Raw genomic sequence first — 14,606 nt, forward strand, 5'->3', positions numbered from 1 at the left:
AAATTAGATATATCTAAAATAATTTAACCTATTTTAGATAGAAACATAGACATGAAGGTGAGTACTAATGACTCACCTTATTATGTTAATTTGTGGCAGTGTTATTTAACTTCAGATCTATTTTCTGTTTCTTCTTGCTGATCACTTTTTTGTTCATCATCTTCTTTTTCATGACGAGTGGGTAAACTTGCGGTTAATAAATAGGGCGATTGCTGCCAATGCACTGGTGTTAATTGCAATAAGCTGTGGGACAGTAAAAAACCAATCGCCAGAGCAACCAATAGCATCACACGCAATAAATTAGTGGTGTTATCGACTTGGCCAGATTCTGTGACAAGTTGGTGTGTATCTAACGTCAATCTTAGAAAACCCTTTGGCTGATCTTGACCAGGGATAGGCACCACCAGCTGATGATTAAAAGAACCGCCACTTTTTTGTCCTTCTAAGGCCAATCGCTCTTTTACCGTCACATTTTCACCACTATGCGCTATTTGTGTGCCATCTTGCCAATAAAGACTTGCATCCAGTACCCGACTATCGTGAGTTAGATGATTTAAATTAGCTATAATGTGTGGATTTACGTTATCTTTGCTACTGTCATCCATATAATTGGATAATGAGAAGGCAACTTGTTCTGCCAGTGTTTTGGCAAGCTCTTCAAACTGGGTGATACGGGCGTGCTGATTTGCACGGCTAAAATAAGAGGCACCTTGCATCAAAAAAGCCAATAATGCGATACAAATCAGTATAATCGCGGTTTTTTGTAGTTTGAATTTTAGTTTATCTTTAAGCATGTTCAACCTTTTGCGTAAGCAAGTATGTGCATGTTGCCAGATGAGTCACAGATAGAATAGGCTGAATAACAATTATTTTGTTCAGACAGGGGAAAACAGGAGAATAAGTATGTCAAATAGTCTGACCTATTGCTATTTACCGGATGAGATCCGTAAATGGCCAGGTCTACCGCTATCACTCAGTGGTGAAGAAGTGATGCCACTGGATTATCGTGCAGGCGATAGCGGATGGTTACTTTATGGACGAGAACTTGATAAAAAAAGAATAAGTGAGTTCCAGCATAAATTAGGTGTGGCTATTGTGGTGGTTTCTTCATGGCGTATTGATGATTACCAAGTGGTACGTATTGCGGGAAGTTTAACCCGTCGTATTCGTCGGTTATCTGATGAATGTGGTTTAGATGTTGTACCCTTTGGGCAGATCCCACGTTTACGCTCTCCGGGACTTTTAGTGATGGATATGGATTCCACGGCTATTCAAATTGAGTGTATTGATGAAATCGCTAAACTGGCCGGTGTCGGTGATAAAGTGGCCGAGATAACGGAGCAAGCGATGCAAGGTGAAATGGATTTTAGTGAAAGCCTAAAATTGCGTGTTGCACAATTAGCGGGAGCTGATGCGAATATTTTACAAAAAGTAATGGATAATTTACCTCTGATGCCCGGGTTAACAAGTTTAGTGCGTAAGCTTCAGGCAATGGATTGGCAAATTGCGATTGCATCAGGGGGATTTACTTATTTTGCTGATAACCTAAAACAGCGATTACGTTTAGTTGCAGCGGTTGCTAATCAGCTAGAAATTAAAGATGGTAAATTAACGGGCAAAGTCAAAGGCCCTATTGTTGATGCTAAATATAAAGCGCAAGTGCTTACACGCTTAGCTAAAGATTTAGATATACCGCTGGAACAAACCATTGCGATAGGTGATGGCGCAAACGATCTTAAAATGCTTAGAAAGGCGGGTTTAGGTATTGCCTACCATGCCAAACCTAAAGTATATGCACAAGCCAAAGTAGCTATTCGTCATGCTGATTTAATGGGTGTGATGTGTATTTTAAGTGCAGGATTAAAGCACGAAGAACGATAAGCTTTCAGTCAAGAAAATAACGGGGAGAGCAGTGTGGCAAAAGCAGCCAAAAGAGCCTTTGTATGTAATGAATGTGGTGCCGATTACCCGCGTTGGCAAGGACAATGTTCTGCGTGTCATGCGTGGAATACCATTACGGAAGTGCGCCTTGCGGCGACACCTTCTGCCCGTAACGATCGTTTTAGCGGTTTTGCCGGAGATGCGAAAGGAATAAGTCGTGTTCAAAAGCTCTCTGAAATTAGCCTTGAAGCATTACCTCGCTTTTCGACAGGATTTAAAGAATTTGATCGTGTGTTAGGCGGAGGGGTTGTGCCGGGAAGTGCCATTTTAATTGGCGGAAATCCGGGGGCGGGTAAAAGTACACTATTACTGCAGACCATGTGTCGTTTAGCCACTGAAATGAAAACCTTGTATGTCACGGGAGAAGAGTCATTACAGCAGGTTGCCATGCGGGCGCACCGCTTAGGTTTACCGACAACCGAATTGAATATGTTGTCAGAAACCAGTATTGAACAAATTTGTTTAATTGCCGCTCAAGAGCAACCTAAATTAATGGTCATTGACTCGATCCAAGTAATGCATATGGCCGATATTCAATCTTCCCCGGGCAGTGTGGCACAGGTACGAGAGACAGCCGCTTATCTGACTCGTTTTGCTAAAACGAATGATATTGCCATTATTATGGTGGGTCATGTCACCAAAGATGGCACATTAGCGGGACCTAAAGTATTAGAACACTGTATTGACTGCTCAGTGATGCTTGATGGTGAAACGGACTCACGTTTTAGAACATTGCGTAGTCATAAAAACCGCTTTGGTGCGGTGAATGAGTTAGGTGTTTTTGCCATGACCGAACAAGGTTTACGCGAAGTGAGTAATCCATCGGCTATCTTTTTAAGTCGTGGTGATGAGGTGACTTCAGGCAGTTCTGTTATGGTGGTGTGGGAAGGAACACGGCCATTACTGGTGGAGATCCAAGCATTGGTCGACCACTCTATGTTATCAAATCCTCGCCGTGTTGCGGTGGGATTAGAGCAAAATCGCTTAGCAATATTATTAGCGGTTTTGCATCGTCATGGTGGTTTACAGATGTCTGATCAAGATGTCTTTGTTAATGTCGTTGGCGGTGTCAAAGTAACCGAAACCAGTGCAGATTTAGCTTTATTACTATCATTAGTATCGAGTTTTCGTAATCGTCCTTTACCGCGTGATTTAGTTATTTTTGGTGAGGTAGGACTCGCGGGAGAAATTCGTCCTGTACCAAGTGGACAAGAGCGAATTGCAGAAGCAGCAAAACACGGTTTTAAACGTGCTATTGTGCCTAATGCGAATATGCCAAAGAAAAATCCACCTGATATGAAAGTGTATGGTGTGAAGAAACTATCAGATGCGTTATCTGTACTTGATGATTTGGACGACTTCTAAAGGAGTAAATCATGGGATCTTTTGATTATATCAAACAGGCAATAAAAAAGAATGGCTATACCTTACAGCAAGTTGCCGATGAAAGTCAGATGACAAAGGGCTATCTTAGCCAGCTTATTAATAACAAAATCAAAAGCCCCAGTGCACAAAAAATGTCCGCATTACACCAATTTTTGGGATTAGAATATCCATTACAACAGAAAACCATTGGGGTGATTTTTGGTAAATTCTATCCTCTTCATACTGGGCATATTTATTTAATTCAACGAGCTTGTAGTCAAGTGGATGAATTGCATGTCATTTTATGTCATGACGAACCTCGTGATAAAGAGCTATTTATCAATAGTGCGATGTCACAACAGCCGACGGTAAGTGATAGGTTGCGCTGGTTATTACAAACTTTTAAGTATCAGAAAAATATTCGTATTCATGAGTTTAATGAACATGGTATAGAGCCTCAACCTCATGGTTGGGAAATGTGGAGTGAGGGTATCAAAGCCTTTCTACAAGAAAAACAAATCGCGCCGGATTTTATCTATACCAGTGAACGAGAGGACGCCAGTCAATATGAAGCATTTTTAGGTATTGAAACGGTACTGGTCGATCCTGAGCGCTCGTTTATGAATATTAGCGGTAGTCAAATCCGTCAAGCGCCATTTAAATATTGGGAATATATTCCTACCGAAGTAAAACCTTTTTTCGTGCGTACAGTGGCTATATTAGGTGGTGAATCGAGTGGAAAATCGACCTTAGTAAATAAGCTTGCCAATATTTTTAATACAACCAGTGCGTGGGAATATGGCCGTGATTATGTCTTCTCTCATTTAGGAGGAGACGAAATGGCATTGCAGTATTCTGATTATGATAAAATAGCTTTAGGTCATGCCCAATATATTGATTTTGCAGTTAAATATGCTAATAAAGTCGCATTTATCGATACTGATTTTGTAACAACACAGGCTTTTTGTTTACGCTATGAAGGAAAAGAACATCCTTTTGTACAGGCATTGATTGATGAATATCGTTTTGATTTAGTTATTCTGCTAGAGAACAATACGCCATGGGTTGCCGATGGTTTACGCAGTTTAGGGAGTGATAAAGAGCGCCGTCGTTTTCAAACACTGTTGATAGAGATGTTAGATAAAAACAATATTGAATATGTCAAAGTAGATCCTCCTGATTATGATGAGCGTTTTCTTCGTTGTGTCGAATTAGTCAGGGAATTGCTGATGATGCAATCAAAGCATATCGAATAAGTATTTTTAAAAACGCCATTAATTGGCGTTTTTTATTTATTGCTAGCTATATAATCACAATAAGAATGAAATTTTTGTTTAAACCTAAAGTATGGATAAAAACGGCTGTTCATTAAGCGATTAGCATAATAATGCTATTTTTTTCAAATTAGTGAAAATGATTACTGCAAATTAATGGTAGATCTCTATGATAAAAGTTAGGTATAGATATATCGGTGTGTATTTCTTTTTCTCTTAAGTGTGAGGAGTCACACACTTTGTCTTCATAAGCTTAACCAATTGAAGAAACAGATTTATTTTCGCAAAAGGACAAGATAATGGCGCAACCTTCCCGTATTTCACTTCAGATCAAAAAAACAGTTATTTCATTAGCCATTGCTGCTTTAGGCTTTACGGCTTCCTCTTCTGCATTGGCTTATCAAAAAGTCCATCAACCCGATAATAGCTATCAGCAATATATTTCTCAGCGCCAAACGGTGGATATGTTGATCCAAGATGCATTAGAGGCATTTAAATCGCCAGCGCGTGTTTCTGACGCTGGATTTACGGGAAAACTACCTTCTAATATGGAAGTCGTAGCACAAAAGCTACAACAAGCTTATAAATTAGAGCCTTATCGCTTAGATTTACTATTTAGTGCCGCCAGTGCTTATGTCTATAACAATCAAATTGAGCGTGCGGTAACGATTTATAAACAAATTTTAGAAGCTGCACCGGATGATATTGATGCATTAATTTATGTGACTTCTTGGACGCGTTTTGAAGGTAAAGATAAAGAAAGTGAAGCCTATTTTAACAAGTTAAAATCCCTTAATCCGGCAAAAGCTGAAGAGCTAAGCCGCTTTTTTGCTCAAATTGATCGTGTAAGCAAAATGCCATTAAGTGATAAGTTAACGCCAGCAGATTTGGCAACGCTAAATAAAACCAAAGGAAATAATGCCATTGTGACATTGGGTTATGCACTTAATCCAGATGGTACGATGAATCAGATCTTGATTGATCGTTTAAATAAAACCCTTGAAGTCGCAAAACAGTTACCTGATGCAATGATTGTTGTGACAGGTGGTGTGCCGAAAGCACATCAAACCGAAGGTAAATTAATGGCGGATTGGCTAGTTAAACAAGGTATTCCCGCAGAGCGAATTTTCCAAGACAATTATGCACGCTCAACGGTGGAGAATGCGTTATTTAGCCGTTATGCATTAACTAAACACCGAATTAAAACAGCGGTGATTATTAGCTCTGGTAGTCATGTTCGTCGTGCTGATGTTATTTTTACGGTTGCGAGTTGGCAAAGTGGCCCCAGTGATATCACCTATTTAACGGTAGTAGCCCCCGATAAGCCATTAGCCGAATTACAAAAAACATCAAAATCTGATTTACAAGGTATTTATCGCGATGGCTTAAAAGCATTAGGATTATGGAGCTTCCGTAGTTATCCATTAGAAGAGCGTTGATAGACCCTTTGAATATTATTTTGCTACTAAAACTCCACAAGAAAACCAAAAGATTGTGGAGTTTTTTTATTATTCTAAGTGATCAAATTCATACACCAATAAATCCTTATTGAATTGATAACAATTATCATTACTATAAGTTCTTACCTAAATTATAATGAGAACATACAGTGAGAACTCCTCTAATGATCTGCGCATTGATGGCCTCTTTTTCTAGTTTCGCCAATTGCTTATCAATAACAGAAAATAAAGAAATAACAGGCCAGTTTAATCACGATAAGGCACTCTGTTTTTCTACACATTTACAGAGCCAGCGTTATGCTGAGTTAGATGTTAAAGGTATACAAAATCTGCAATTAGCAAACCAAGATGGCACTCATATTCGTCGCTTATTAAAAGATGTGCCCGTTGATGGACAACAACAAAAGATACGCTTCCTATTACCTGAAACGGCAAATTATCAGTTTATTGCCCAAAGAGAAGTTGGGGTACAGTGGCATATCACACTGAAAACATACCCTTATCAGCCTTTAGATAAAGATGCGGGTATAGCATTAACTAGCCCTAGATTGCAAATGCTGGCACAAGATCTCACCGCCAGCAATATACAGTTATTCTGGCAACAGATACAGCAAGAGGGAACTCCCCTTGTTGAACCTTACGATAATCATAACAAGCGCGTGACTTTTTTATGGCAAGGTGCGCAATCTAATGTATATCTATTGGGATCGCCTGCAGGTGATCATGATCCGTTAACGCGTTTAGCCAATAGTGATATTTGGTATCGTAGTTATATCGTGCCTAACGATACATTAATGCAATATAAATTAGCACCAGATGTGCCAGTCATTGAAAATGCAACAGCTGCACAGCAGCGCCGTGCTATTTTAACGACGGCACAGGCCGATCCTTTTAATCTTCACCCTTCACCAAGTAAAGCGGACGATCGCTATAATTACTTTTCATTGCTGTCACTTGATTATCCCCGTGAATGCCAGTTGCCAGATATCTTAGATAGGGCAATGAATGGCAATACATCAATCAGTCGTTTTCATAGTGAAATTTTAAATAATGATCGAGAGATTGCGCTTTATTTACCCGCACAGAAAATGACGACACCGCGGCTATTGGTGCTATTTGATGGACAAATTTATCGCCAACAATATGGCATAGACCGGTTTTTTGATAAGTTGATTGAAGAGGGGAAATTACCTCCTATTGCTATCTTATTTGTCGATAGTATCGATAGTGATCGTCGTAGTGTTGAATTACCACCTAATCCTGATTTTCACCGCTTTTTAGCGGATGAACTTTTGGTTTGGTTAGAGCAAGAGAAAGGCCTGCAAGTAGCCGCTAAGGAAACTATAGTCTCAGGCTCAAGCTATGGGGGGTTAGCCTCTGCATGGGTGGCATTTAACCGTCCTGATCGCTTTGGGAAAGTGCTTAGTATGTCCGGCTCTTATTGGTGGGCGCCAGAAAACGAAGCCCCAGAATGGTTAATTCGCCAATATCAACAGGCGGATAAAAAACCATTACAGTTTTTCTTAGAGGCTGGGTTATTTGAGTCTCGTGAAGGCACTGGAGGAATATTAAATAATAATCGCCAATTAAAGCAGGTTTTACAGCAAAGGGGCTATCCTGTGCAATCGCTAGAGATGGCGAGCGGGCATGATTATATCTCTTGGTGTGAGGCGCTTTATATTGGCACAAAAGCGTTAACTAACGATTAATTATTCATCTTTTTTATCTTAAAGGGATGTGAGTGGTGGTGAACTACACATCCTTTTTCTTTAGGCTAATTTGTCATTTATTTGCCATAAAGCTGTCATCTAAATCGCTTTTTTCTTTCATCTGTTTGTCATTTTACTCTCGTAAGCTCTTTGTGACTTAAAACATAAACCCCAAAATTCTTTATTTTTTTGCGTGCAAGGAAAAAGCTATGTCTCTACGTTATCAACGTTCTGCGTTATCTGTAGTCGTCGTAACACTCTTTACAAGCGTGAGTTTCTCTTCTTTTGCAGCCCCCGTCACTGCCGATACTATTTTGGCGCAAGATCGCGCAGCAAAAGGTAATATTACGGAATTTGGTGGTGCTCGTCGTATAACCTCAGATCAAACTGAAGCATTAAAAGCAGCACTTAATAATCATCAAGCTAAAAATGTGATCCTATTTATCGGTGATGGGATGGGGGATTCTGAGATAACGGTAGCACGTAACTATGCCGAAGGGGCTGGTGGCTTCTTTAAAGGAATTGATGCGTTACCGATGACCGGCCAATATACTCATTATTCTTTAGATAGAAAAACACAAAAACCTAATTATGTAACAGATTCGGCCGCATCAGCAACAGCATGGGCTTCAGGGGTTAAAACCTATAATGGGGCATTAGGGATTGATGTATTTGGTAAAGATCACCAAACGATTTTGGAATTAGCAAAAGCGAATGGTAAAGCGACGGGGAATGTCACTACCTCTGAAATCCAAGATGCAACACCGGCTGCGCTATTTTCACATGTTACTGGGCGTAAGTGTTATGGGCCTGTAGAAACGTTAGCAAAATGCTCAACGAATGCGCTAGAAAATGGCGGTAGAGGTTCAATCTCTGAGCAATTGTTAGTGACTCGTGCCGATATTACACTGGGAGGAGGCGCGAAAAGTTTTGCTCAAACAGCAACGGCCGGTGAATATAAAGGGAAAACGCTCGAGCAACAAGCGATAGAGCGTGGCTATCAAATTGTGAAAGATGCTAAATCGTTAGAGGCGATTACGCTAGCAAATCAAGACAAACCTGTGTTAGGTCTATTTCATGACGGTAATATGGCCGTCGCTTGGGAAGGGCCAAAAGCCACTTATCAAGGTAATTTAAAGAATCCTCCTTTAGAGTGTAAACCGAATTCAAAATTAGACCCGAATGCACCAACATTAGCGCAAATGACCAAAAAAGCGATTGATTTGCTGAAAACGAATGAAAATGGTTTCTTCTTACAAGTCGAAAGCGCCTCAATTGATAAACAAGATCATAATGCTAATCCTTGTGGTCAAATTGGTGAAACGGTGGCATTAGATGAAGCGGTACAAATTGGTTTAGATTTCGCTAAACAAAATGGTGATACGCTTATTATAGTGACCGCAGATCACGCTCACTCTAGTCAAATTATTGAAGCTGATGTGAAATCAAGTGGCTTAACACAAGCATTGATTACCAAAGATGGCGCTGTCATGGTGGTGAATTATGGTAACTCAGAAACGGATTCACAAGAGCATACTGGCGCGCAATTACGCGTTGCTGCTTATGGTCCACATGCTGCTAATGTCGTGGGGTTAACAGACCAAACAGATCTTTTCTTTACTATGCGTGATGCAATGGGATTGAAATAATCTAATAAGGTCACCGAATCGTAGTCTGTCTGAAATGTAGTTGAATTGTCTTACTAAAATTGTTGTATTTTCACGCGACTTAGAGAGATACCCTCAAGTCGCGTTTTTTTCTATGATTTCTTTACAAAAAATAAGAAAACGATAATAAATCAAGACGTTATTTACAGTCTGATTTTGAAAGTTACTTTTTGTTTGCTATAATTAACAGAATTTACAATGATATTCTTATACTATTCTTAACTTCTCCATTGATTATTGCACTTAAGTCGCAATATCTTTTTGCCTAATAACGTCGTTTTGATTAGGGCGTTATCTATAAAAATCATTTTTCAGATATGGTTATCTGCGTAGGATCTCTCTCTTTTTTATGGCATTGAAGGAGAAATGAGCCAATAAACAACGATAAAAAATAAGGTGACTAATTTCTATGCTAACACTGCTTCATTTACTTTCATCCGTGGCACTTTTAGTCTGGGGAACACATATTGTTCGCACCGGTATTATGCGTGTGTTCGGCTCTGATTTACGCCGAATTTTAGGTAAAAGTATTAATAAAAAATCGAATGCTTTTCTTGCAGGTGTCGGTGTTACTGCCTTAGTACAAAGTAGTAATGCTACGGCATTGCTAGTGATTTCGTTCGTCACTCAAGGTCTTATTTCTATTACACCCGCTTTGGTGATTATGTTAGGGGCTGATGTAGGTACAGCGCTAATGGCGCGAGTGCTGACATTCGATCTTTCGTGGTTATCACCGTTACTGATTTTACTGGGTGTCATGACTTTTTTAAGTCGTAAAAAAGAGCGTATCGGGCAACTGGGTAGAGTGGGAATAGGCCTTGGTTTAATTATCTTAGCATTACAACTGATTGTGGCTTCTGCTGAGCCGATAACCCATGCCAGTGCAGTACAAGCTATTTTTACCTCTTTGAGCGGGGATACGATTTTAGCACTACTGGTCGGCGCTATTTTTGCGATGGTCAGTTATTCAAGCTTAGCGGCGGTATTACTTACCGCAACATTAAGTGCAACAGGCTTTATGCCTTTATATATTAGTTTATGTATTGTTATTGGTTCTAATATTGGTAGTGGATTGTTGGCATTAATCAGTAGTCGTGGTCAAAGTATTAGTTCACGTCAAGTCGTCATAGGGAGTCTGTTTTTTAAATTAATTGGCGCTTTGCTGGTATTGCCGTGGATCACCCTAATTGCGACAAAAATCCAACAATATGATTTTTCCCCTGCGGAAGTGATTATCTATTTTCATGTGATTTATAACTTAGTGCGCTGTGTGTTGATGTTGCCGTTTGTGGGGCCAATGGCGAAATTATGTCAAAAATTAGTGCCGGAATTACCGGTTACTGGGACAGAAGTTGCACCTCGTTATTTAGATCCATCCGCCGTTGATACTCCCTCTTTAGCTATTGCTAATGCAGTCAGAGAGACATTACGGTTAGGGGATGTGGTTGAACAGATGTTGCAACGTTTTCAAGCCTTAATGGAAGGGGATCGTCTGCAAAAAAGGGAGATTAGCCAGCTAGAAGAGGAAGTGGAATTGCTCCATAGCAGTATTAAATTGTATATGGCACAAATTCAGCAGCATGATCTTGGTACTGAAGACTCTCGTCGCTGGGCAGAAATTATTGATACCGCGATGAATTTGCAACAATCTTCCGCTATCATAGCGCGTATGTCTGGTGAGGTGGTGAATAAAAGTTTAGATCATCACTTAAATTTATCGGAGGAAGGACGTCGTGAATTACAGACACTCCTTGAGCGTCTGCAAAGTAATCTGAATCTGGCGATGTCGGTGTTTGTTTCCGGCAATATGGAGCATGCGCGTAAATTACGCCGAGCAAAACATCGATTCCGTTTACTCAACCAACGTTACTCGTTTGCTCATGTAGAACGTCTTCATTTGCATAATATGCAAAGTATTGAAACCAGTTCGCTGCATACCAGTTTGTTGGGTGATATGAAACGGTTGAACTCCTTATTCTGTGCAGTGGCTTACCACGCATTAGAGCGGAGCGGATCTTCTTCAGAACAGGTTAATCTTCAACAATGAAAAAAAATATTCGTCTATTAACACATAATGAAATCCCTCGCGTTTGGGAAATTGATAGAACAGAACTGATTGAAAGGCTATATGTTTTACAACAAGGGCAATTGGTGTTATCTGAACAGCGTTTTGATATGAAAGGCTGGCCTGAAGGTGAGGCAGAACATTATACCCCTGTTTTACTTGAAAGTGCTGAGCGCGGTGCCCCTTTTTGGGGAGTCTTTGAAGATGACAAGTTAGTCGCTGCTGCTAGTGTTGATCCACAGTGGCGAGGCCAAGATAACACCTTGTTACAGCTCTCTTTCTTACATATTAGCCACCAGCAGCGTGGGCAAGGATTAGCCCGTATATTGTTTGATTATTGTGTGGAATATGCGAAGCAAAAAGGGGCTAGCGGATTATATATATCCTCAACGCCTTCTGAAAATAGTGTTAATTTTTATCAGCATATGGGCTGTCGTTTAATTGATGTGCCTGATACTGAGCTTTATGAAAGAGAGCCTGAAGATATTCATTTAGTGCTTAATTTTAATAAAGAAGATTAATCACTTATTTTACATCATCATTTGATGACTCTAAAACGCTTTATCGTTGGCAGCGGTAAAGCGTTTTTTGTTTAACCTCTTTAAAATTAAGGGTATGGCTACTTTTTTTCTTGATAGACATTGAGTTAACCAATGTGTTATATAATAATGAAAATCATTATCATTAACGAATGGTGACTCTCATGGCTAAATCAACACGTATCTCCTCTGTCTCTTCTTGGACATCTCGTATTAGTTTATGGGAAATGTTGGCCGTTGCTTCGTTATTTACTGTGATCACCCACTCTATTGCAGGAACAGCAGCATTTACATTGGTTCTTGTCATTTCTATGTTGCTATCTACCATTATGTTATTTCATAAGAAATTACAAATGTGGGTGATGATCCCCGCCGGCGTTGTGATCACCTATAGCTTAATGACCTTTTTTTTAACCTATCATGGGTAGATAACCGTAAATAAAGGCACGATAACCTGCTGATAATAAAAAGGAAGGAAGTAAATACAGAAGACCGCCAGTAGTTGAAAAATCAATTACTGGCGGTTTTTATAATAGTGCTAGTGATTACTATTTCTTGGTTGCTTGGTAAACTTTGAATTTACCTGTTGATGCAAGCACTTCATGAGAGCCAAACACGTGATCAAGAATATCTTGATAAGGTAAGAAAGCATTGGCAACAATACGCAGTTTACCGCCTTTTTTCAAAAAGTTAGGCGCGAGACGAATAATGTCTTCTGCAGCTTGATAGCTGGTACCTAAGCCATCATGGAAAGGAGGATTAGAGACTATCCAATCATAAGTTTCTTCTACCGCAGAATAGACATTGCTTGCAATAACCCGTCCTTCTAATTCATTAACGTTTAACGTGGCAATACTGGATGAAATAGCGGCTGCATTGACGTCACAGAGTGTGAGTTTTAACATCGGGTTTTTCTTGCCTAATACAGTGGCAATCACCCCACAACCACAGGCCATATCCAGTAAATCACCTACCATTGTATCATCAAATGTAGAGAGTAATAATCGGCTGCCTTCATCTAATGCGGTTTGACTAAAAACACCGGGTAATGCCATCACCGTTAAATCGTCATAACGATAAGTTTGCCACCAGTTATTTCGATCAAAGAGTGTTTGATAGGTTAGTGAACCAAAAAAGAGGCTACAACGACGTGCTGAATCTATTTTTTTTAGCTTTGCTATACCATTCATTAATTCCGTAGCACTTTTTACACCACTACGGTTTTCGCCGACGATGAAGATTTCAGTCCCGACAGATAAACTTGCGCATAAGCTACGTAACTGAAAAGTTGCTTCATTCTTATTCTTAGGCCAAAAATAAATCAAAGTGTCGCAATATTTTACGAATGATTGATCTGCCGCTAAACCAAAAAATGCATTATCACCCATGGATTTGAGTAGCGGTAGCCACTGGTGATATTGATTTGTATAGGCTCTAACACTTTTGGCCTGAATTTGTGATGCTAGCGTGTCTTGAAGATCACCTGCTATGAGTACGTGCCTGTCTGCGAAATGATCTAGATGACGAAGAATAACTTCGCTGGCAGGGGACAATGAGGACATTATGATTATTACTCCTTAAAAAACATAAAACGCATGATATCAGATATAAAGAAACTGACGCTATTTATTGGCGTAGTTTATGCCCTCTGATACTATGTACCGTTGTTCTACACTTGATAGGTAAATATCATGAGCCGTAAAGACAGAATGTTAGCCCAACTTGGAATTCGTCAATGGGTACTTCGTAAGCCTGCTGTATTAAAAGGCGAACATTCTGTGCAATTTCCGGATACCACTCGTTTACTTATCATTACTGATGATGTTGTTGATCTAAATAACGGGCTTTTCTCTGATATTTTTAGCACTATGGGAATAGATAAAAGTGAAATCTATTGTATTACCTCAGAGGATGTGAGCCTGCTCACAGGATCATTTACACCAGCCTGTTGGCTATTAGGTACTGATATCACTCTACCTGCTCAATATACTTCTCTGAGAAGCCCTTCATTACATCAATTATATTTTGATGCCAATGCAAAACGCGATCTTTGGAAACAAATCTATCAACATGAAGACCATTTCCCCATTAAACCCTGCTGATTTACCTTTAGCATGGGAAATTGAAAAACTAAGTCATTCATTCCCTTGGAGCGAAGAAACATTCTATAGTAACCAAGGTGATCATTATTTTAATCTAAAAATTTGCATTGATAATATTATGGTAGGTTTTGCTATTACGCAATTAATATTAGATGAAGCAACGCTTTTTAATATCGCGATACATCCTGATTATCAAGGTAAAGGCTATGGAAAAGCATTGTTATTAGAACTTATTGATAATATTGAAAGAAAAGATATTGCTACATTATGGCTTGAGGTAAGAGAATCCAATCAAAAAGCATCTAATCTCTATGAATCTATAGGATTTAATTCAGTATCTGTACGTAAGAATTATTATCCAACAGCAACGGGAAAAGAAGATGCGATAATCATGGCTTATCCAATTAAATTCTAATTAAATACTTATTTAAGTTAAATTAAAGACGTCTTCTATTAGGCGTCTTTTTTTATTTTATGTGAAGTG

13 protein-coding genes are annotated in these 14,606 nt (G+C 39.4%); 11 read left to right on the top strand and 2 right to left on the bottom strand.

All coding sequences use genetic code 11. The features are described from left to right. Positions 1-101 precede the first annotated feature (101 nt). Positions 102-794 (bottom strand): YtjB family periplasmic protein, encoded by a 693-nt coding sequence (locus AACV00_RS02300; RefSeq protein WP_004245669.1) that lies wholly within the window; start codon positions 792-794, stop codon positions 102-104. A gap of 109 nt (positions 795-903) precedes the next feature. Here AACV00_RS02300 and serB point away from each other — a divergent pair, with 109 nt between their 5' ends. From serB to AACV00_RS02345, 9 genes are all read left to right on the top strand, one after another. Further along, positions 904-1,881 carry a phosphoserine phosphatase gene (gene serB, locus AACV00_RS02305; RefSeq protein WP_004245668.1) on the top strand — a complete coding sequence of 326 codons (978 nt, stop codon included), beginning with the start codon at positions 904-906 and terminating at the stop codon, positions 1,879-1,881. 33 nt (positions 1,882-1,914) lie between these two features. After that, positions 1,915-3,306, top strand: coding sequence for a DNA repair protein RadA (gene radA, locus AACV00_RS02310; RefSeq protein ID WP_017628527.1), 1,392 nt, complete (start codon positions 1,915-1,917; stop codon positions 3,304-3,306). An 11-nt stretch (positions 3,307-3,317) separates the two neighbouring features. After that, positions 3,318-4,562: a multifunctional transcriptional regulator/nicotinamide-nucleotide adenylyltransferase/ribosylnicotinamide kinase NadR gene (nadR, locus tag AACV00_RS02315; protein ID WP_004249296.1), complete on the top strand. Its 1,245-nt coding sequence runs from the start codon at positions 3,318-3,320 to the stop codon at positions 4,560-4,562. A gap of 317 nt (positions 4,563-4,879) precedes the next feature. Continuing rightward, positions 4,880-6,019 carry a YdcF family protein gene (locus tag AACV00_RS02320; protein ID WP_004249297.1) on the top strand — a complete coding sequence of 380 codons (1,140 nt, stop codon included), beginning with the start codon at positions 4,880-4,882 and terminating at the stop codon, positions 6,017-6,019. 170 nt (positions 6,020-6,189) lie between these two features. After that, entirely contained in the window at positions 6,190-7,749 is a 1,560-nt protein-coding gene (locus AACV00_RS02325) for an alpha/beta hydrolase-fold protein (RefSeq protein WP_337247489.1), read from the top strand. A 209-nt stretch (positions 7,750-7,958) separates the two neighbouring features. Then, positions 7,959-9,398: an alkaline phosphatase gene (gene phoA / locus AACV00_RS02330; RefSeq protein WP_161680210.1), complete on the top strand. Its 1,440-nt coding sequence runs from the start codon at positions 7,959-7,961 to the stop codon at positions 9,396-9,398. Positions 9,399-9,825: 427 nt separating this feature from the next. Then, the gene (locus AACV00_RS02335; protein WP_161680208.1) at positions 9,826-11,463 is read left to right on the top strand and encodes a Na/Pi cotransporter family protein; all 1,638 of its coding nucleotides are present in this window, start codon (positions 9,826-9,828) and stop codon (positions 11,461-11,463) included. Then, a complete protein-coding gene (locus AACV00_RS02340; RefSeq protein ID WP_004245658.1) occupies positions 11,460-12,002 on the top strand; it encodes a GNAT family N-acetyltransferase in 543 nt (180 codons plus the stop codon). The genes AACV00_RS02335 and AACV00_RS02340 overlap by 4 nt, the downstream gene beginning before the upstream one ends. A 182-nt stretch (positions 12,003-12,184) precedes the next feature. Beyond that, positions 12,185-12,448: a DUF1435 family protein gene (locus AACV00_RS02345; RefSeq protein ID WP_004245657.1), complete on the top strand. Its 264-nt coding sequence runs from the start codon at positions 12,185-12,187 to the stop codon at positions 12,446-12,448. 120 nt (positions 12,449-12,568) lie between these two features. Here the strand turns inward: AACV00_RS02345 and rsmC are convergent, their stop codons facing one another. Beyond that, positions 12,569-13,582, bottom strand: a complete 1,014-nt coding sequence (rsmC, locus tag AACV00_RS02350) for a 16S rRNA (guanine(1207)-N(2))-methyltransferase RsmC (RefSeq protein ID WP_017628533.1) — start codon at positions 13,580-13,582, stop codon at positions 12,569-12,571. Between the two features lie 129 nt (positions 13,583-13,711). On the opposite strand from rsmC, the gene AACV00_RS02355 reads away from it, so the two are divergent. Further along, positions 13,712-14,122: a DNA polymerase III subunit psi gene (locus tag AACV00_RS02355; protein WP_004245653.1), complete on the top strand. Its 411-nt coding sequence runs from the start codon at positions 13,712-13,714 to the stop codon at positions 14,120-14,122. Continuing rightward, a complete protein-coding gene (rimI, locus tag AACV00_RS02360; RefSeq protein ID WP_004245652.1) occupies positions 14,091-14,537 on the top strand; it encodes a ribosomal protein S18-alanine N-acetyltransferase in 447 nt (148 codons plus the stop codon). The genes AACV00_RS02355 and rimI overlap by 32 nt, the downstream gene beginning before the upstream one ends. Positions 14,538-14,606 lie beyond the last annotated feature (69 nt).

The sequence above is a fragment of the Proteus sp. G3927 genome (assembly GCF_963894685.1).
GTDB classification, from domain to species: Bacteria; Pseudomonadota; Gammaproteobacteria; order Enterobacterales; family Enterobacteriaceae; genus Proteus; species Proteus mirabilis.